Consider the following 17,354-nt stretch of genomic DNA (forward strand, 5'->3'; position numbering starts at 1 on the left):
ATGTCGCCGGATGCCCGAATCGGGTCCGGATCCAAGGTCTCTCGCAGAACTACGGGATGCGATGTCTGTCAGGATAGATGGGGAAATGTCGGGCGGGGTTCCGAGCCGATCAAGCCGGGCGCGGCGTATGGTCCGCGGCCCGCGTCCTGAGGCGGTCCCCGCTCTGGTCGGCAGGGCGTGCGCGGTCGTAGGCGTCCTGGACATTGCCGCGGGCGTGTTCCCGCGCTTCCGGCACAGCCGTATGCACGCCATGGCCGAGGTGCTGCCCGGGTCGCTCGGCCCGTTCGCCGCGGCTCTCTCGCTCAGCGTCGGCGTGCTGTTGCTGCTGCTCGCGCACGGGCTCAAGCGGCGCAAGCGGCGGGCCTGGCGGGCCGCGGTCGCGCTGCTGCCGGCCGGCGCGATCTCGCAGTTCGTGTACCGGCACTCGGTCATCGGGGCGCTGATCTCCCTGGCGCTGTTCGTGCCGCTCGTGCTCCACCGCGACGAGTTCAAGGCGCTGCCCGACCCGCGCAGCCGGTGGCGTGCGCTCGCCAACTTCGTCCTCATGAGCGCCGGTTCGCTCGCGCTCGGCCTGGTCATCGTCAGCGCCCACCCGAAGCGCACGATCGGCGACCCCAGCCTGGCCGACCGCATCACCCACGTCCTCTACGGCCTGTTCGGCTTCGAGGGCCCCGTCGACTACGAGGGCTCCACCTCCTGGACGGTCGCCTTCTCCCTCGGCGCCCTCGGCCTGATCACCGCCGTCACCACCATCTACCTCGCCTTCCGCCCCGAACACCCCGCCGCCCACCTCACCGAGGAGGACGAGGCCCAGCTGCGCGCCCTCCTCGTGAAGCACGGCGCCCGCGACTCCCTCGGCCACTTCGCGCTCCGCCGCGACAAGGCGGTCGTCTTCTCGCCCAGCGGCAAGGCGGCGGTCACCTACCGCGTCGTCTCCGGCGTGATGCTCGCCAGCGGCGACCCGATCGGCGACGTCGAGGCCTGGCCCGGCGCCATCGAACGCTTCATGGACGAGGCCAAGGCCCACTCCTGGACCCCCGCCGTCATGGGCTGCTCGGAGACGGGCGGCGAGGTGTGGACCCGCGAGACCGGCCTGGACGCGCTCGAACTGGGCGACGAGGCGGTGGTGGACGTGGCGGATTTCTCGCTCGCCGGACGCGCGATGCGCAACGTGCGCCAGATGGTCAAGCGCATCGAGCGGGCCGGCTACGAAACCCGGGTACGGCGTATCCGTGACCTCGGCGACGCGGAACTGGACCGCATCCGCCGTGCCGCCGAGGACTGGCGCGGCACCGACACCGAACGCGGCTTCTCGATGGCACTCGGCCGCATCGGCGACCCCAACGACGGCGACTGTCTGATCGCCACCGCCCACAAGGCCGACGAGACGCCCGGCCAGTACGGCGACCTCAAGGCGATCCTGCACTTCGTGCCCTGGGGCACCGACGGCGTCTCCCTGGACCTGATGCGCCGCGACCGCTCCGCCGACCCCGGGATGAACGAGCTCCTCATCGTGGCCGCCCTCCAGGCCGCCCCGAAACTCGGCATCACCCGGATCTCGCTCAACTTCGCGATGTTCCGCTCCGCCCTCGCCCGCGGCGAGAAGATCGGCGCAGGACCGGTGCTGCGCGCCTGGCGCGGACTGCTGGTGTTCCTCTCCCGCTGGTTCCAGATCGAGTCCCTGTACAAGTTCAACGCCAAGTTCCAGCCCCGCTGGGAGCCGCGCTTCGTGGTCTACCGGGCCTCCGGCGACCTCCCGCGCATCGGCCTCGCCGCCATGCAGGCCGAGGGCTTCGTCAGCCTCGCCCTCCCGCTCCCGCGCTTCCTGCGCCGCCAGGCGCCCGCCCCCCGCCCGTGCGCCCACAACAGCATCGCCGAACAGGGTGTGCGAGCGGCCTGACCCCGGGACCGGCCCGAGCGGACGCCCCACCCCCTCCGGCCCGGGGGCGCCGCTCGGGCCACGGGGGCTCGCCCCGGGACCCTGGGCCTACGCTGAACGTATGAGCAACCACAGCGGACGTGGCCAGGTGACAGGGCTTCCGGCATGGGACCGGTGCGCGGTCATGGGGGTCGTGAACGTCACCCCCGACTCCTTCTCCGACGGCGGCCGCTGGTTCGACACGACTGCCGCGGTCAAGCACGGCCTCGACCTCGGCGCCCAGGGCGCCGACCTGGTCGACGTCGGCGGCGAGTCCACCCGCCCGGGCGCCACCCGCGTCGACGAGGACGAGGAACTGCGCCGGGTCGTCCCCGTCGTCCGCGGCCTCGCCTCCGAAGGAGTCGTCGTCTCCGTCGACACCATGCGCGCCTCCGTCGCCCGGCAGGCCCTCGCGGCCGGCGCCGCCCTCGTCAACGACGTCAGCGGCGGCCTCGCCGACCCCGACATGATCCCGGTCGTCGCCGACTCCGGCGCCCCCTTCGTCGTCATGCACTGGCGCGGCTTCCTGGAGGGCGGCAACGTCAAGGGCGTGTACGACGACGTCGTCGGCGAGGTCCTCGACGAACTGCACGCCCGCGTGGACGCCGTCCTGGCCGGCGGCATCTCCCCCGACCGCGTCGTCGTCGACCCCGGCCTCGGCTTCTCCAAGAACTCCGAGCACGACCTGACCCTGCTCGCCCACCTCGACCGGCTGCACGCCCTGGGCCACCCGCTGCTCGTCGCCGCCTCCCGCAAGCGGTTCCTCGGCCGCGTCCTGGCCGGGCCCGAAGGGGCGCCCCCGCCGGCCCGGGAGCGCGACGCGGCGACGGCCGCCGTCTCGGCGCTCGCGGCGCACGCCGGCGCGTGGGCGGTACGCGTCCACGAGGTACACGCCACGGCGGACGCGGTACGGGTCGCGCGCGCAATAGAAGGAGCGCGCACCGGAACCGACGCGCCGGGCGAAGGAGCCCGGTGAGCGCCCCCCATACCGACGTCGAACAGGTCGAGGCCGCCAACACCGCCTTCTACGAGGCACTGGAGAACGGCGACTTCGAGACCGTCTCCTCCCTCTGGCTCACCCCCGCCGACCTGGGCGTCGACGAGGAGTACCACGACCCCGCCGACAGCGGGGTGATCTCCTGCGTGCACCCGGGCTGGCCCGTGCTCACCGGCCGCGGCGAGGTCCTGCGGTCGTACGCGCTGATCATGGCGAACACCGACTACATCCAGTTCTTCCTCACCGACGTGCACGTCTCCGTCACCGGCGACACCGCCCTGGTCACCTGCACGGAGAACATCCTCAGCGGCGGCCCGGCCCCCGAGGGCGGCCAGGAGCTCGGCCCGCTGGTCGGCCAGCTGGTCGTCGCCACGAACGTGTTCCGGCGCACCCGGGACGGCTGGAAACTCTGGTCCCACCACGCCTCCCCGGTGCTCTCCGAGACCGACGAGGACGAGGAGGACGACACGCCCTCCTGAGCACGGGACCCCCCTCGCGGCCCAAGAAGTGGCTGGAATCACGAACTCGCGAGTAGGTACGGCTACCGGCCCGTGAGCCGCCGGGTTCTCCGCGGGAAACACGCGATGAACCCTGCCCCACCCCGGCCGACCCCGTGCCCCGTGCCCCGGCGCTGTCAGTGGCCGCAGGTAGATTCATGTGTGGCCGGTCCGTCGCCCGCACGCGATGCCGCCCGGCCCACACCGACGATTGCAGGAGTGATTCGCGTGGATCGTGTCGCGCTGCGCGGCCTCAGGGCCCGCGGGCACCACGGTGTCTTCCCCAAGGAGCGCGAGGAGGGCCAGACCTTCATCGTGGACCTCGTCCTTGGCCTGGACACCCGGCCGGCGGCGGCCGACGACGACCTGGCGAAGACCGTGCACTACGGCATCGTGGCCGAGGAGGTCGTCGCCGTGGTCGAGGGGGAACCGGTGAACCTGATCGAGACGCTCGCCGAGCGGATCGCCCAGGTCTGCCTCAAGCACGAGGGGGTAAGAGAGGTCGAGGTCCAGGTCCACAAGCCGGACGCGCCCATCACCGTCCCGTTCGACGACGTCACCGTCACCATCACCCGGAGCCGAGTATGACCGCATCCTCCCTGCGGGGTCCCAGCGACCCGACCGTCCAGCCGGTGCCCGCCTCCGTCGTCGAGCAGGTCGACGCCGCCGACACCACCCTGTCCAACCCCAAACGAGCCGTGGTCGCCCTCGGCTCCAACCTCGGCAACCGCCTGGAGACCCTCCAGGGCGCCATCGACGCCCTGGAGGACACCCCGGGCGTCCGCATCAAGGCCGTGTCGCCGGTGTACGAGACGGAGCCGTGGGGCGTCGCGCCCGGCAGCCAGCCGACGTACTACAACGCGATCGTGGTGCTGAAGACCACCCTCCCGCCGTCCTCCCTGCTGGAGCGCGCGCACGCGGTCGAGGAGGCGTTCAACCGGGTGCGGGACGAGCACTGGGGGCCGCGCACCCTCGACGTCGACATCGTCGCCTACGCCGACGTCGTCTCCGACGACCCGCAGCTCACCCTCCCCCACCCGCGCGCCCACGAGCGCGCCTTCGTCCTCGCGCCCTGGTACGACATCGACCCGGAGGCCCTGCTGCCCGGCCGCGGCACGGTCGCCGACCTCCTGACCGCCGTCACCCGCCACGGCGTGGAAGCGCGTGGGGACCTGGAACTCCGACTGCCCGAGTAGTCGTTAAGGTCGAGACGACCACATCGCTGCGGGGGAGCTGAAGGAAAACAGTGAAAGAGCTGCGGATCAGGGTGCTGGCCGGCGTCTTCGTCGTGGCCGGAGTGCTGTCCTGGGCGGCTGCCCGCCTCTGGAACGCGGTGGGGACGCTGCCCAGCGTGCCGGTGGCCGCCCCGATCGTCCTCGCCCTGATCGCCGTGGTCCTGCTCTCCACCGCGCTCTCGCTGCGCGCCCGCCTCAAGGCCCAGCGCGAGCGCCGCCCCGGCGCCAAGGGCGTCGACCCCCTGATGGCCGCCCGCGCGGTCGTCTTCGGCCAGGCGAGCGCCCTGGTCGCCGCCCTCGTCGCCGGCATGTACGGCGGCACCGGCGTCTTCCTCCTGGAACTCCTCGACCTCCCCACCCGCCGCGACCAGGCCCTCTACGCAGCCTTCTCGGTCGTCGCCGGCATCGCCGTCATAGCGGCGGCCATCTTCCTCGAACGCGTCTGCAAGCTCCCCGAGGACGACGACAACAACCACACCGGGGCCGAGCCGGTGGCGTGACCCCGGGGCGGGAGCGGGCAGGAGCAGGCGTCAGCGGGCCATGATGAGGCTCATCGCCTCGTTCCGTGTGGCCGCGTCCCGCAGCTGGCCGCGGACCGCCGACGTTATGGTCTTCGCGCCGGGCTTGCGGATCCCCCGCATCGACATGCACATGTGCTCGCACTCGACGACGACGATGACGCCCCGCGGCTCCAGGATCTGCATCAGCGAGTCGGCGACCTGCGTAGTCAGACGTTCCTGCACCTGCGGACGGCGGGCGTAGACGTCGACCAGGCGGGCCAGCTTGGACAGCCCGGTGATCTTCCCAGTCACCGACGGGATGTACCCGACGTGGGCGACACCGTGGAACGGGACCAGATGGTGTTCACACGTGCTGTAGACCTCGATGTCCTTCACCAGCACCATCTCGTCGTGCCCGATGTCGAACGTGGTGGTCAGGACGTCCTCGGGCCTCTGCCACAGCCCCGCGAAGATCTCCTTGTACGCCCGCGCCACCCGCGCCGGGGTCTCCCGGAGGCCCTCGCGGTCCGGGTCTTCGCCGACTGCGATGAGGAGTTCGCGGACGGCGTTCTCGGCGCGTTTCTCGTCGAAGTCGCCGATGGTGCCCTCGCCGTCCAGGGTCACGGGGTCGGTCATCTGGGTGCCTCGTTCCATCGGGTGTGCGCATGTGGATCACGCGCCTCATGTACAGGCATTACGGAAATGCCGCGCCCCCCAGGCTAGATCCTGGGGGGCGCGGCATCCATTCCGAGCCAGGTGAGACCGGTGTGACTCAGCTCTCGGGCCGGTCCTCCGGGGCCTTCTCGACCGCCGTGGCGGGCTCGGCCGCCGTGGACTTCGCGGTGCTGATCGCCGGCGTCGAGCCGTTCGCCCCGTTGGTCAGTGCGAGCTCCTTCGGGGAGAGCACCGGCGGGCGGGTGGACGGCGTCCGGCGGGAGGAGCCGGTCCACGCGGGGCGCGCGGGCCGCTTGTGGATCGCCGTGAAGATCTCGGCGATCTCCTCCTTGCCCAGGGTCTCCTTCTCCAGGAGCTGGAGCACCAGGTTGTCGAGGACGTCGCGGTTCTCGACCAGGATCTCCCAGGCCTCGTTGTGCGCGTTCTCGATGAGCTTCTTGACTTCCTCGTCCACCAGGGCGGCGACCTCTTCCGAGTAGTCGCGCTGGTGGGACATCTCACGGCCGAGGAAGGGCTCGGTGTTGTCGCCGCCGAACTTGATCGCGCCGAGACGCTCGGTCATGCCGTACTGCGTGACCATCGCGCGGGCGGTGGTCGTGGCCTTCTCGATGTCGTTGGCGGCGCCGGTGGTCGGGTCGTGGAAGACCAGTTCCTCGGCCGCGCGGCCTCCCAGCATGTAGGCGAGCTGGTCGAGCATCTCGTTGCGCGTGGTCGAGTACTTGTCCTCGTCCGGCAGGACCATCGTGTAGCCGAGGGCGCGCCCCCGGGACAGGATCGTGATCTTGTGGACCGGGTCGGAGTTCGGGGAGGCCGCCGCGACCAGGGCGTGGCCGCCCTCGTGGTACGCGGTGATCTTCTTCTCCTTGTCCGACATGATCCGGGTCCGCTTCTGCGGGCCCGCGACCACGCGGTCGATCGCCTCGTCGAGCATCTGGTTGTCGATGAGCTTGCGGTCGGAGCGGGCCGTGAGCAGCGCCGCCTCGTTCAGCACGTTCGACAGGTCCGCGCCGGTGAAGCCCGGGGTGCGGCGGGCGACCGCCGCGAGGTCGACGTCGGGCGCGACCGGCTTGCCCTTCTGGTGGACCTTGAGGATCTCCAGACGGCCCTGCAGGTCCGGCGGGTCGACCGCGATCTGGCGGTCGAAGCGGCCGGGGCGCAGCAGCGCCGGGTCGAGGATGTCGGGCCGGTTCGTCGCGGCGATGAGGATCACGCCGCCCTTGACGTCGAAGCCGTCCATCTCGACGAGCAGCTGGTTCAGCGTCTGCTCGCGCTCGTCGTGACCGCCGCCGAGGCCGGCGCCGCGGTGGCGGCCGACCGCGTCGATCTCGTCGACGAAGACGATCGCCGGGGCGTTCGCCTTGGCCTGCTCGAAGAGGTCACGCACTCGGGAGGCACCGACACCGACGAACATCTCGACGAAGTCGGAACCGGAGATCGAGTAGAAGGGGACCCCTGCCTCGCCGGCGACGGCGCGCGCGAGGAGCGTCTTGCCGGTGCCGGGACGGCCGTAGAGGAGCACGCCCTTGGGGATCTTGGCGCCGACGGCCTGGAACTTGGCCGGCTCCTGCAGGAACTCCTTGATCTCGTGGAGTTCCTCGACGGCCTCGTCGCAGCCCGCGACGTCCGCGAAGGTCGTCTTCGGGGTGTCCTTGGTGATGAGCTTCGCCTTGGACTTGCCGAAGTTCATGACCCGGGAGCCGCCGCCCTGCATCTGATTCATCAGGAACAGGAAGACGACCACGATGAGGACGAAGGGCAGCAGGGAGAGCAGGACGCTGACGAAGGCGTTCTGCTTGGTCGGCGCGACGGTGTAGCCGTCGGGGATCTGCTTGTCCTGGTACTTGGTCTGCAGCGTGTTGGCGAGGGTCACGCCCTGGTCGCCGATGTAGCTCGCCTGGATCTTCGAGCTGCCGTCGACCTTCTCGCCGTTCTTGAGCGTGACCTTGATGGTCTGCTCGTCACCGGTGGTCAGCTTCGCCGATTCCACCTTGTTGTCGTTGATCGCCGCCACGACCTGGCCGGTGTCCACCGTCTTGTAGCCGCCGGACGAGCCGACGACCTGCATCAACACGACCACGGCAAGGACGGCCAGCACGATCCACATGACCGGCCCACGGAAGTATCGCTTCACGTCCATCCATACGGAGCGGTGTCGCCCCGTCCCTCCTGCCATAGTGAGTTTGATAAGACAGTTCTTCTGACGGTACCCCAGCATTGTTGCCCGAAGCCGCACGAAGCCGCTCGGACGACTGGTGAAACCCGTCTCTGCATGCTCCAACGGCGCGAAACCCGCTGGGGTTCCCGATCGTCTTACGTAAGTGGACCCTCCGGCGTATCAGCCGGGGTTCAACCGCCGTAGACGTGAGGCGCGAGCGTACCGACGAACGGGAGGTTGCGGTACTTCTCGGCGTAGTCGAGGCCGTAGCCGACGACGAACTCGTTGGGGATGTCGAAGCCGACCCACTCGACGTCGATGGCGACCTTGGCCGCGTCCGGCTTGCGGAGCAGCGTGCAGATCTTCAGGGTCTCGGGCTCGCGGGAGCCGAGGTTGTTGATCAGCCAGGACAGGGTCAGGCCCGAGTCGATGATGTCCTCGACGATCAGGACGTGCTTGCCCTTGATGTCGGTGTCGAGGTCCTTGAGGATCCGCACCACACCGGAGGACTGGGTGCCCGCCCCGTACGAGGACACGGCCATCCAGTCCATGGTGACGGGGGTGGACAGCGCCCGGGCGAGGTCCGCCATGACCATCACGGCGCCCTTGAGGACGCCGACGATGAGCAGGTCCTTGCCCGCGTACTCCGCGTCGATCTTCGCGGCCAGCTCGGCCAGCTTCGCGTCGATCTCTTCCTTGGTGATGAGCACCTGCTGGAGGTCGGCACCCATGTCTTTCGCGTCCACCCGCATCACTTTCGGTCGGTCGTCCCACCGGCCTACCCGGCCCTTCGGAGGAGCGCCGAGGAGCTCTCCGTGAGGTCGGGATTCAGCCTTGCCGAATCACCAGTCTGCCACCCTGGCGCTGGGCGACGACTTTGCCGGGGAGATTGATGGCTCCCTGGCCGCGCCAGCCGGTGATGAGCCGGTCGACTTCCTCGATGTGCCGGGCGAACAGGGAACCGGCCGGTGCGCCCGCCTGGATGGCCGCGCGGCGCAGGATCCGGCGCCGTACGGCGGGGGGCAGGGCGTAGAGCTTGGCGCACTCCAGGAGGCCCGCCGCGTCCCGTACGGAGGCCTCGGCCTGGCTGGCCCAGGTGTCGAGGGCGTCGGCGTCGTCGCGGGAGAGCTGGGCGGTGCGGGCGAGCGCCTCGACGACGCCCTTGCCGAGGGCCTTCTCCAGGGCGGGCAGGCCCTCGTGGCGGAGCCGGGAGCGGGTGTAGGCCGGGTCCGCGTTGTGCGGGTCGTCCCAGACGGGCAGGGACTGGACCATGCAGGCCTTGCGGGCGGTCTGGCGGTCCAGCTGGAGGAACGGGCGGCGGTAACGGCCTCCGGCCCCCGAGACCGCGGCCATTCCGGACAGGGAGCGGATGCCTGAGCCGCGGGCGAGGCCGAGCAGGACGGTCTCGGCCTGGTCGTCCCTGGTGTGGCCGAGCAGGATCGCGGCGCCGCCGTGCCGTTCGAGCGCGGCGTCCAGGGCGGCGTAGCGGGCGTCGCGGGCGGCGGCTTCGGGTCCGCCGTCGCGGCCGACGGTCACGGTGATGGACTCGACGGGGTCGAGGCCGAGTTCGCGCAGCCTGAGGACGACCTCCTCGGCGCGCAGGTCGGAGCCGGGCTGGAGGCCGTGGTCGACGGTGATGCCGCCCGCGCGGATGCCGAGCTTGGGGGCCTCGAAGGCGAGGGCGGAGGCGAGCGCCATGGAGTCGGCGCCGCCGGAGCACGCGACGAGGACGAGCGGGGAGGGGGGCCGCTCGTTCGGTGTCTGCTCCGGGATCTCGATGACCTCGGGGAGGCCGCCGGCGGGGCGCGCGAGGCGCACGCCGATGCGCCCGCCGGTGCGCTCACCGGCGGTACGGCTGTGACGGCTGTCGTCGGTGAGGATGTCGTGGAGGACGCGGCGGACCGCCAGGCGTATCGCCGCGACCGCAGGATGGGGACCCATGTCCGGTTCCCTTCATGAAGTTTTCGGGGGGTGAACCCGAGTCCGGTCACTCAGAGTGTGTAGATGGTGACAGAAACGGGCCGTTCCCTGAGCATCGCACGCCTACCCATCGCTCACGGTCCCTCGGACGGGTGATTGGAGGGGCGTTCGCCTGCCGTCGGCCGGTTTGCGTTCGCCGCACATCCGCTGGTTCACGACTCGGCCTTGCGGTGCACCCGCGCGACCCAGTCCGCCGGTTTCGCGATCTCCGCCTTGGTCGGCAGCGTGTTCGGGGAGGTCCACACCCGGTTGAAGCCGTCCATGCCGACCTGCTCGACGACGGCCCGCACGAACCGTTCGCCGTCCCGGTACTGACGGAGTTTGGCATCCAGGCCGAGCAGCTTGCGCAGGGTCATGTCGAGCCGGGAGGCGCCCTTGGCGCGCCGCTGCTGGAACTTCTCGCGGATCTCGGCGACGGTCGGCACGACCGCGGGTCCGACGCCGTCCATGACGAAGTCGGCGTGGCCCTCCAGGAGGGACATGACGGCGGTGAGCCGGCCGAGGATCTCGCGCTGGGCGGGGGTCTGCACCAGTTCGACGAACGACCGTCCGCCGTCGTCCTCCTCGGCCTCGGGACGGCTGCCGGCGAGGGACTGGGCGGCGTCCCGGATGCGTTCGAGGACGGTCATCGGGTCGACGTCGGTCTCCGAGAGGAACGACTGGATCTCGCCCTCCAGGTGGGCGCGCAGCCAGGGCACCGCGGTGAACTGGGTGCGGTGCGTCTCCTCGTGCAGACACACCCACAGGCGGAAGTCGTGGGGCTGGACGTCGAGTTCGCGCTCCACGTGGACGATGTTCGGGGCGACGAGCAGCAGCCGGCCGCCGCCGTTCTCGTCGGCCGGGAGGTCGCGGGAGGAGGGGGCGAAGGTCTCGTACTGGCCGAGGACCCGGGACGACAGGAACGACAGCAGCATGCCGAGTTCCACGCCGGTGACCTTGCCGCCGACCGCGCCGAGGACGGCGCCGCCGGGGGTGCCCGCGCGCCGCTCCTGCATCTTCTCGAGCAGCGGCTTGAGGAGTTCCCGGAAGCCGGCGACGTTCGCCTTCACCCAGCCGGGCCTGTCCACCACCAGAACGGGGGTGTCGTGAATGTCGTCGGTCCCCATACGAGTGAAGCCCCGGACGTGTTCCTCCGAGGCCTTCGCGTGCCGCCGCAGCTCCGCGACGATGACCCGGGCCTCGTCGCGGCTCACCTCGGGCCCCGGCCGCACGAGCCGGGTCGCGGTCGCCACCGCGAGATTCCAGTCGACCATCCCAGAAGAAGCAGCGCCACCGATGCTCGTCATGCGTCAACCGTACGTTAGCGCTACCGGTTGGGGCAGGCCGTGCGGGTTGGTGAGGTTGGCGTGACTTGTGCGGTGGGGTCGGGTTGGGGGCGGAACGCCTGCCCGCGGTGGTCGAGAAGCAGGCGGCGGTTACAGCCCCGCCAAGGCCGTCGCCGCCTTGTCGAGAGCTGCCTGGGCCGCCACCGCGTCCGTCGTGTTCGAGGTGAGGAAGGCGAAGGCGAGGAGGCGGCCGTCCTTGTCGACGACCGTGCCCGCGAGGGTGTTGACGCCGGTGAGGGTGCCGGTCTTCGCGCGTACGACGCCTGCCGCGCCGTCCGTGTAGCGGCTGGTGAGGGTGCCCGTGAAGTGGGCGACGGGGAGGCCGGTGAGGACCGCGCGCAGGCCCGGCCGGTCCACGTCGCCGGCCTTGACGAGGAGGGCGGTGAGGAGGTTGGCCGTCAGCCGGTCGTCGCGGTTCAGGCCGCTGCCGTCGTGGAAGGAGGCGCCGGTCATCGGCAGGCCGAGCTTGGTCAGCTGGGCGTCGATCGCCGCCGCTCCCCCGTCGAAGCTGGCCTCCTTGCCGGTCGCGAGCGCCGTCTGGCGGGCCAGGGCCTCGGCGATGTCGTTGTCGCTGTTGGTCAGCATGCGTTCGACGATCGAGGACAGCGGCGGCGAGGAGACGGTGGCGAGGGTCTCGGCCCGGCCGCTCGCCTTGGAGGTGCCCGGTGCCGAGGTCTTGATGCCGGCGTCTGCCAGGAAGCCCGCGAACTTCCGTGCCGCGTCGGCCGCCGGGTCGCCGACCCGGAGCACGGGTCCCTCGGCGGAGTCGTTGGTGCGGCCCTCGTCGGCCGTCAGCGGGGTCACGCGCGCGAGGTTCTCATTGACGCCGATGGAGTGCAGGTCGGGGCCGGAGTAGAGCGTGGTGTCGTAGGAGAGGGTGATCTGCCTGATGCCCCGCGCGGTCAGCGATCGCGCCGTCTCGGTGGCGAGGGTGCGCAGGCTGGCCCAGCCGGCCGCGTCCTGGTGCGCGGTCAGGGTGGGGTCGCCGCCGCCGACCAGGACGACCTCCCTGGTGCCGGGTTCGAGGGCCACGCGCGTGGTGATGCGGTGGTCGGGGCCGAGGGCGGAGAGGGCGGCGACGGCGGTGGCGATCTTGGTGGTGGAGGCGGGGGTCAGGGCGGTGTCGGCGCCGGAGCCGTACAGGCGGCTGCCGGTGGCCACGTCGACGACCACGGCGGTGCGGACGCTGCCGAGCGCCGGGGACTTCAGAAGGGGCCCCAGGAGGTTCGTGACGGCCGTTCCCGAGATACCGACGGACTTTCCGGCGGGCGCCGACTTCACGGTGTTCGTGGCGCCGTTCAGCCCCGTGAGGACGGGTCCGGCGCTGGGCGCGGGGCGGGGCTCGCCGTCGGCTGTGACGGAGTCCGCACCGGAGCCGTGATCTGTGCCACCCGTCCGCTCCTGGGCGGTGGCCCGGTCCCGCTCGGCCGTACGCTGACCGTTGGCGTCCCAGGGGCCCGCCGCGGTCACCGCACCCACGGCCAGGGCGAGCCCGGCCGTGGCGGCGCCCGCGGTGTACTGCCAGGTCCTGAGGGTCCGGAACCGAGGTCGAGGGGGGCGGACCAGGGTGGCCAGCCGGGGTCCCGTCGCGCGCGTGATGCGTGCGAGGCGCGGTTCCACTGCCCGCCGCAACCGCGCGACCTGCGGTTTCACGGCGTTCACCAGGCGTGCGAGCCGCGGTCGTACGGCGCCCGCGATCTTCCGCACACGCGGTTTCGCGGACTGCCAAGGCCTCAGCTCTGGCACGACCACCAGCCCCTTTCGCGATCACACACCTGCGTGGGGGACACTTAACCATCAGAACTATGTGTTGATCATGGAGGAGCCACCGGTGGAGTTCGACGTCACGATCGAGATCCCGAAGGGTTCGCGGAACAAGTACGAGGTGGACCACGAGACCGGTCGGATCCGCCTCGACCGTCGTCTCTTCACCTCGACCGCCTACCCGACCGACTACGGCTTCGTCGAGAACACCCTCGGCGAGGACGGCGACCCGTTGGACGCGCTGGTCATCCTGGACGAGCCGACCTTCCCGGGCTGCCTGATCAAGTGCCGGGCGATCGGCATGTTCCGGATGACGGACGAGGCCGGCGGCGACGACAAGCTGCTGTGCGTCCCGGCGACCGACCCGCGCGTGGAGCACCTGCGCGACATCCACCACGTGTCGGAGTTCGACCGCCTGGAGATCCAGCACTTCTTCGAGGTCTACAAGGACCTGGAGCCCGGCAAGTCCGTCGAGGGCGCCAACTGGGTCGGCCGCACCGACGCCGAGATCGAGATCGAGCGGTCGTACAAGCGCTTCAAGGAGTCCGGCGGTCACTGAGACCACCCCGGTGGGCCGGCATCGGGAGACGGGCCGCACGCACGCGTGGGGCCCGTTTTTCGTGCCCGCCGAGCGGTCATGCGCATACTGAGGCTCAGGTGAAGTTGTCGTTCAGGGAGCGTTACGACGGTGACGGAGGCGGAGGACCGCAAGCCCAGGTCTGACGAGGCGCGGTACGACCCGGAACTCACGTCCGAGTTCGCCGTCCCCCGGGGCATCGAGGTCCCCGAGGGCGGCGCCGGTGAGCCGGAGACGACGTCCGAGTTCGCGGTGCCGGACGGGTTCGCGGCGCCGCCGTCGGCGAGTGCCGGGCCGGAGGGGTCGGCGTTCAGCCTGCCGAGCACCTACAGCGCCCAGGACGCCCCGCCGGTCTTCACGCCGGCCTCCGGGTTCCCCGCGGTCAGCCTCGTCAAGGACGCGCCCTGGCAGGACCGGATGCGCACGATGCTGCGCATGCCGGTGGCCGAGCGGCCGGCGGTGGAGCCGGCGCAGAAGGCCGAGGAGGGCGCTCCCGCCGTCCCGCGCGTGCTCGACCTGACGCTGCGTATCGGGGAGTTGCTGCTGGCGGGCGGCGAGGGCGCGGAGGACGTGGAGGCCGCGATGTTCGCGGTCTGCCGGTCGTACGGCCTCGACCGCTGCGAGCCGAACGTCACCTTCACGCTGCTGGCGATCTCGTACCAGCCCTCGCTCGTCGACGACCCGGTGACCGCGTCCCGGACGGTGCGGCGGCGCGGGACCGACTACACGCGCCTGGCGGCCGTCTTCCGGCTCGTGGACGACCTGACCGACCCCGAGACCCATGTCTCCCTGGAGGAGGCCTACCGGCGGCTCGCGGAGATCCGGCGCAACCGGCACCCGTATCCCGGCTGGGCGCTGACGGCCGCGAGCGGGCTGCTGGCCGGGGCCGCCTCCGTACTCGTCGGCGGTGGCCCGCTGGTGTTCGTGGCGGCGGCGATCGGCGCGATGCTCGGCGACCGGCTGGCCTGGCTGTGCGCCGGGCGGGGGCTGCCGGAGTTCTACCAGTTCATGATCGCCGCGATGCCGCCGGCCGCGATCGGGATCGCCTTCTCGCTCGCTCACGTCGACGTCGCGGCGTCCGCCGTGGTCACCGGTGGGCTGTTCGCGCTGCTGCCCGGACGGGCCCTCGTCGCGGGCGTCCAGGACGGGCTCACCGGCTTCTACATCACCGCCTCCGCGCGTCTGCTGGAGGTCATGTACTTCTTCGTCGGCATCGTCATCGGGGTGCTGACCGTCCTGTACTTCGGCGTGAAGCTGGGCGGGCGGCTCAATCCCGACGCGGCGCTGGTCGGCTCCGGACGGCCGCTGCTGCAGATCGCCGCGTCGATGGTGCTGTCGCTGACCTTCGCGGTCCTGCTCCAGCAGGAACGATCCACCGTGCTGGCGGTGACCCTCAACGGGGGCGTGGCGTGGTCGGTCTACGGCGCGATGCACTACGCCGGGAAGATCTCCCCGGTCGCCTCCACGGCGGTGGCGGCCGGGCTGGTGGGGCTGTTCGGGCAGTTGCTGTCGCGGTACCGGTTCGCGTCCGCGCTGCCGTACACGACGGCGGCGATCGGGCCCCTGCTGCCGGGGTCGGCGACCTATTTCGGGCTGCTGTCGATGGCGCAGAACGAGGTCGACAAGGGGCTGGTGTCGCTGGCCAAGGCGGCGTCGCTCGCCATGGCCATCGCCATCGGGGTCAATCTGGGGTCGGAGATCTCCCGGCTGACCCTGCGGGTGGGGTCGGCGGGGAAGCGGAGGGCCGCGAAGCGGACGAGGGGGTTCTGAGCGCCCACCGGGGTGGGGGCTCGGGCCGGACGGCGGCTGCGGGTGCGTGGGGGTTGATCGCGCAGTTCCCCGCGCCCCTTGAAAGCAGGGCGTTGCCGCTCACGGGGCTCGGTAGTGGTCCTCGGTGTACGGGTTGGGCTGCTGGCCGTAGGCGTTCTGGTCGTAGCCGTCGTAGCCGCCCTGGTCGTAGTACGGCTGCTGCTGGCCGTAGCCGTACTGCTGCTGGGGCTGCTGCGGGGTGTAGGTCGGCTCGATCCTGCGGAGCTGGGTCGTGGCGTCGTCCATCATCGGGGGCGCCGCGGTCGCGGGGTGCTGCTGGAACGGCTGGAAGGGCTGCTCGGGCGGGGTCGCCGCGGCCTCCTTCTTCGCCTTCGAGCGGGCCCGCAGGAACTCGATGACGATCGGGATCACCGAGACGAAGACGATCAGGATCAGGATCAGCTCGATGTTGTCCTTGACGAAGCCGATCTTGCCGAGCCAGGAGCCGAGCAGGGTGACGCCGGCGCCCCACAGGACGCCGCCGATGACGTTGAAGGTGAGGAACGAGCGGTAGGCCATGCCGCTGACGCCGGCGATGATCGGCGTGAACGTGCGGATCACGGGGACGAAGCGGGCCAGGATCAGGGACTTGGGGCCGTGCTTCTCGAAGAACTCGTGCGCCTTCGCCACGTTCTCCTGCTTGAAGAGGCGGGAGTCCGGGCGGTTGAAGAGCGTCGGGCCGACCTTCTTGCCGAACATGTAGCCCGCCTGGTCGCCGAGGATCGCGGCGACGCAGATCAGGGCGACGGCGCCCCACAGCGGGAAGTCCAGCTGGTTCGAGGTGATCAGCAGGCCGCAGGTGAAGAGGAGGGAGTCGCCCGGGAGGAAGAAGCCGATCAGGAGGCCGGACTCGGCGAAGACGACCAGGAGCAGGCCCCAGATGCCGAACTGGTCGAGAAGGGTGTTGGGATCCATCCAGCTCGGGCCGAGGGCAAGCGTGGTCGTCACGGTTCCGGGCTCCTGAGGGGTGAGGGCAGTGCAAGTGCCTTGTGCGGGCGCACAAAGCTATCAACGCATTGTGTCCGCCCCAGGTTCCACCGGTGGATCCAGGATGCACTGTGGGCGCCCTGGGGAATGGCTGTGGACATGGGTATCGAAGAGTACGGCGGCGGTCAGGGACCGCAGGCCGATGTGCTGGTCGTCACCACGAACGACGTTCCCGGGTACCGGGTGCGGGAGGTCATCGGCGAGGTCTTCGGGCTGACCGTGCGCTCCCGGCACCTGGGCAGTCAGATCGGCGCGGGCCTGAAGTCGATGATCGGGGGTGAGCTGAAGGGGCTGACGAAAACGCTGGTCCAGACCCGCAACCAGGCCATGGAACGGCTGATCGAGCAGGCCCGCGCGCGTGGCGCCAACGCCGTGCTGGCCTTCCGGTTCGACGTGACCGAGGCGGCGGACGCGGGGACCGAGGTGTGTGCCTACGGGACCGCCGTGATCGTCGAGAAGGCCGCCTAGTCACCCCGCGAGCCGGGCCGCGTTCGCCTCGATCGCCTCCTTGAGGTGCTCGGCCAGACCCGGGGCCATCGCGTCGTAGTGGGCCTTGAAGCGCTCGTCGGACACGTACATCGCGGCGAGGCAGCGGTGCATCTCGGGCGAGCAGTCGTAGAACCAGGCCGAGATGTGCCGCCGGTGTTCCTCCGCCATGTCCATGGCCCGTTCGCCGGCCGCCGGCTCGGCGGCGGTCACCAGGGCGGCGTAACGCGCGCTCCAGTCGTCGGCCTCGGCCTTCATCCGCTGCCAGTCGGCCTTGGTGCAGCGGGCCGCGCGACGCTGGGACTCGGCGTAGGCCTCGGTGGAGCACCAGCGCTGTCGGCCTCCTCGGCATACCGGTCGGGGCCCTCCCCCGAGGAGCTCGAAGCGTTCCTCGGGGGTGAGGCCGATGCCCGTCCTGCGTTGCAGATCCGGCGACCTGTCCGACGGAT

The 17,354-nt window shown here is 70.8% G+C and carries 16 protein-coding genes and 1 pseudogene; 9 read left to right on the top strand and 8 right to left on the bottom strand.

The window, feature by feature from the left end:
* Nucleotides 1-85: 85 nt before the first annotated feature.
* The 6 genes from AB0D74_RS28325 (at nt 86) to AB0D74_RS28350 (ending at nt 5,147) form a co-directional block, all read left to right on the top strand.
* Nucleotides 86-1,900 carry a phosphatidylglycerol lysyltransferase domain-containing protein gene (locus AB0D74_RS28325; protein ID WP_362592885.1) on the top strand — a complete coding sequence of 605 codons (1,815 nt, stop codon included), beginning with the start codon at nt 86-88 and terminating at the stop codon, nt 1,898-1,900.
* Between the two features lie 100 nt (nt 1,901-2,000).
* Nucleotides 2,001-2,894 (top strand): dihydropteroate synthase, encoded by an 894-nt coding sequence (folP, locus tag AB0D74_RS28330; RefSeq protein ID WP_362592888.1) that lies wholly within the window; start codon nt 2,001-2,003, stop codon nt 2,892-2,894.
* Nucleotides 2,891-3,394 carry a nuclear transport factor 2 family protein gene (locus AB0D74_RS28335; protein ID WP_362592890.1) on the top strand — a complete coding sequence of 168 codons (504 nt, stop codon included), beginning with the start codon at nt 2,891-2,893 and terminating at the stop codon, nt 3,392-3,394. Before folP ends, AB0D74_RS28335 begins: the two co-directional genes overlap by 4 nt.
* 246 nt (nt 3,395-3,640) lie before the next feature.
* Nucleotides 3,641-4,000 carry a dihydroneopterin aldolase gene (folB, locus tag AB0D74_RS28340; protein ID WP_362592893.1) on the top strand — a complete coding sequence of 120 codons (360 nt, stop codon included), beginning with the start codon at nt 3,641-3,643 and terminating at the stop codon, nt 3,998-4,000.
* Complete coding sequence (gene folK, locus AB0D74_RS28345) at nt 3,997-4,608, top strand: 2-amino-4-hydroxy-6-hydroxymethyldihydropteridine diphosphokinase (RefSeq protein WP_362592896.1); 612 nt, start codon at nt 3,997-3,999, stop codon at nt 4,606-4,608. Before folB ends, folK begins: the two co-directional genes overlap by 4 nt.
* Before the next feature lie 50 nt (nt 4,609-4,658).
* Nucleotides 4,659-5,147 (top strand): DUF3180 domain-containing protein, encoded by a 489-nt coding sequence (locus AB0D74_RS28350; RefSeq protein ID WP_362592899.1) that lies wholly within the window; start codon nt 4,659-4,661, stop codon nt 5,145-5,147.
* A 30-nt stretch (nt 5,148-5,177) separates the two neighbouring features.
* Here AB0D74_RS28350 and folE read toward each other — a convergent pair whose 3' ends face one another.
* The 6 genes from folE to dacB form a co-directional block, all read right to left on the bottom strand.
* Nucleotides 5,178-5,783, bottom strand: coding sequence for a GTP cyclohydrolase I FolE (gene folE, locus AB0D74_RS28355; protein WP_362592902.1), 606 nt, complete (start codon nt 5,781-5,783; stop codon nt 5,178-5,180).
* 136 nt (nt 5,784-5,919) lie between these two features.
* On the bottom strand, nt 5,920-7,959 hold the full coding sequence (ftsH, locus tag AB0D74_RS28360; RefSeq protein WP_362592905.1) for an ATP-dependent zinc metalloprotease FtsH: 2,040 nt from the start codon (nt 7,957-7,959) through the stop codon (nt 5,920-5,922).
* A 209-nt stretch (nt 7,960-8,168) separates the two neighbouring features.
* Nucleotides 8,169-8,729, bottom strand: a complete 561-nt coding sequence (hpt, locus tag AB0D74_RS28365; RefSeq protein WP_046730905.1) for a hypoxanthine phosphoribosyltransferase — start codon at nt 8,727-8,729, stop codon at nt 8,169-8,171.
* A gap of 76 nt (nt 8,730-8,805) precedes the next feature.
* Nucleotides 8,806-9,918, bottom strand: a complete 1,113-nt coding sequence (gene tilS, locus AB0D74_RS28370) for a tRNA lysidine(34) synthetase TilS (RefSeq protein ID WP_362592908.1) — start codon at nt 9,916-9,918, stop codon at nt 8,806-8,808.
* 191 nt (nt 9,919-10,109) lie between these two features.
* Nucleotides 10,110-11,243, bottom strand: a complete 1,134-nt coding sequence (locus AB0D74_RS28375; RefSeq protein ID WP_362592911.1) for a zinc-dependent metalloprotease — start codon at nt 11,241-11,243, stop codon at nt 10,110-10,112.
* 129 nt (nt 11,244-11,372) lie between these two features.
* Nucleotides 11,373-12,989, bottom strand: a complete 1,617-nt coding sequence (gene dacB / locus AB0D74_RS28380) for a D-alanyl-D-alanine carboxypeptidase/D-alanyl-D-alanine-endopeptidase (protein WP_362592914.1) — start codon at nt 12,987-12,989, stop codon at nt 11,373-11,375.
* A 124-nt stretch (nt 12,990-13,113) separates the two neighbouring features.
* On the opposite strand from dacB, the gene AB0D74_RS28385 reads away from it, so the two are divergent.
* Both AB0D74_RS28385 and AB0D74_RS28390 read left to right on the top strand, forming a co-directional pair.
* The gene (locus tag AB0D74_RS28385) at nt 13,114-13,605 is read left to right on the top strand and encodes an inorganic diphosphatase (RefSeq protein WP_217556031.1); all 492 of its coding nucleotides are present in this window, start codon (nt 13,114-13,116) and stop codon (nt 13,603-13,605) included.
* Nucleotides 13,606-13,734: 129 nt separating this feature from the next.
* On the top strand, nt 13,735-15,393 hold the full coding sequence (locus AB0D74_RS28390) for a threonine/serine exporter family protein (RefSeq protein ID WP_362592919.1): 1,659 nt from the start codon (nt 13,735-13,737) through the stop codon (nt 15,391-15,393).
* Nucleotides 15,394-15,492: 99 nt separating this feature from the next.
* Here the strand turns inward: AB0D74_RS28390 and AB0D74_RS28395 are convergent, their stop codons facing one another.
* Nucleotides 15,493-16,347 carry a VTT domain-containing protein gene (locus AB0D74_RS28395; protein WP_362593235.1) on the bottom strand — a complete coding sequence of 285 codons (855 nt, stop codon included), beginning with the start codon at nt 16,345-16,347 and terminating at the stop codon, nt 15,493-15,495.
* A gap of 171 nt (nt 16,348-16,518) precedes the next feature.
* On the opposite strand from AB0D74_RS28395, the gene AB0D74_RS28400 reads away from it, so the two are divergent.
* Nucleotides 16,519-16,887 (top strand): YbjQ family protein, encoded by a 369-nt coding sequence (locus AB0D74_RS28400; RefSeq protein ID WP_362592922.1) that lies wholly within the window; start codon nt 16,519-16,521, stop codon nt 16,885-16,887.
* Here AB0D74_RS28400 and AB0D74_RS28405 read toward each other — a convergent pair.
* Nucleotides 16,888-17,325, bottom strand: a pseudogene (locus AB0D74_RS28405) (TipAS antibiotic-recognition domain-containing protein); the annotation flags it as partial.
* Nucleotides 17,326-17,354: the final 29 nt, after the last annotated feature.

The organism is Streptomyces sp. NPDC048278 (genome assembly GCF_040652195.1).
Classification (GTDB): Bacteria; Actinomycetota; Actinomycetes; order Streptomycetales; family Streptomycetaceae; genus Streptomyces.

What these genes read in the sequence shown, in the direction of transcription:
- AB0D74_RS28325 (WP_362592885.1), top strand. Translation starts at nt 86, where the DNA reads ATGTCGGGCGGGGTTCCGAGCCGATCAAGCCGGGCGCGGCGTATGGTC.
- folP (WP_362592888.1), top strand. Translation starts at nt 2,001, where the DNA reads ATGAGCAACCACAGCGGACGTGGCCAGGTGACAGGGCTTCCGGCATGG.
- folK (WP_362592896.1), top strand. Translation starts at nt 3,997, where the DNA reads ATGACCGCATCCTCCCTGCGGGGTCCCAGCGACCCGACCGTCCAGCCG.
- folE (WP_362592902.1), bottom strand. Translation starts at nt 5,783, where the DNA reads ATGACCGACCCCGTGACCCTGGACGGCGAGGGCACCATCGGCGACTTC.
- ftsH (WP_362592905.1), bottom strand. Translation starts at nt 7,959, where the DNA reads ATGGACGTGAAGCGATACTTCCGTGGGCCGGTCATGTGGATCGTGCTG.
- hpt (WP_046730905.1), bottom strand. Translation starts at nt 8,729, where the DNA reads ATGCGGGTGGACGCGAAAGACATGGGTGCCGACCTCCAGCAGGTGCTC.
- tilS (WP_362592908.1), bottom strand. Translation starts at nt 9,918, where the DNA reads ATGGGTCCCCATCCTGCGGTCGCGGCGATACGCCTGGCGGTCCGCCGC.
- AB0D74_RS28375 (WP_362592911.1), bottom strand. Translation starts at nt 11,243, where the DNA reads ATGACGAGCATCGGTGGCGCTGCTTCTTCTGGGATGGTCGACTGGAAT.
- AB0D74_RS28395 (WP_362593235.1), bottom strand. Translation starts at nt 16,347, where the DNA reads ATGGATCCCAACACCCTTCTCGACCAGTTCGGCATCTGGGGCCTGCTC.
- AB0D74_RS28400 (WP_362592922.1), top strand. Translation starts at nt 16,519, where the DNA reads ATGGGTATCGAAGAGTACGGCGGCGGTCAGGGACCGCAGGCCGATGTG.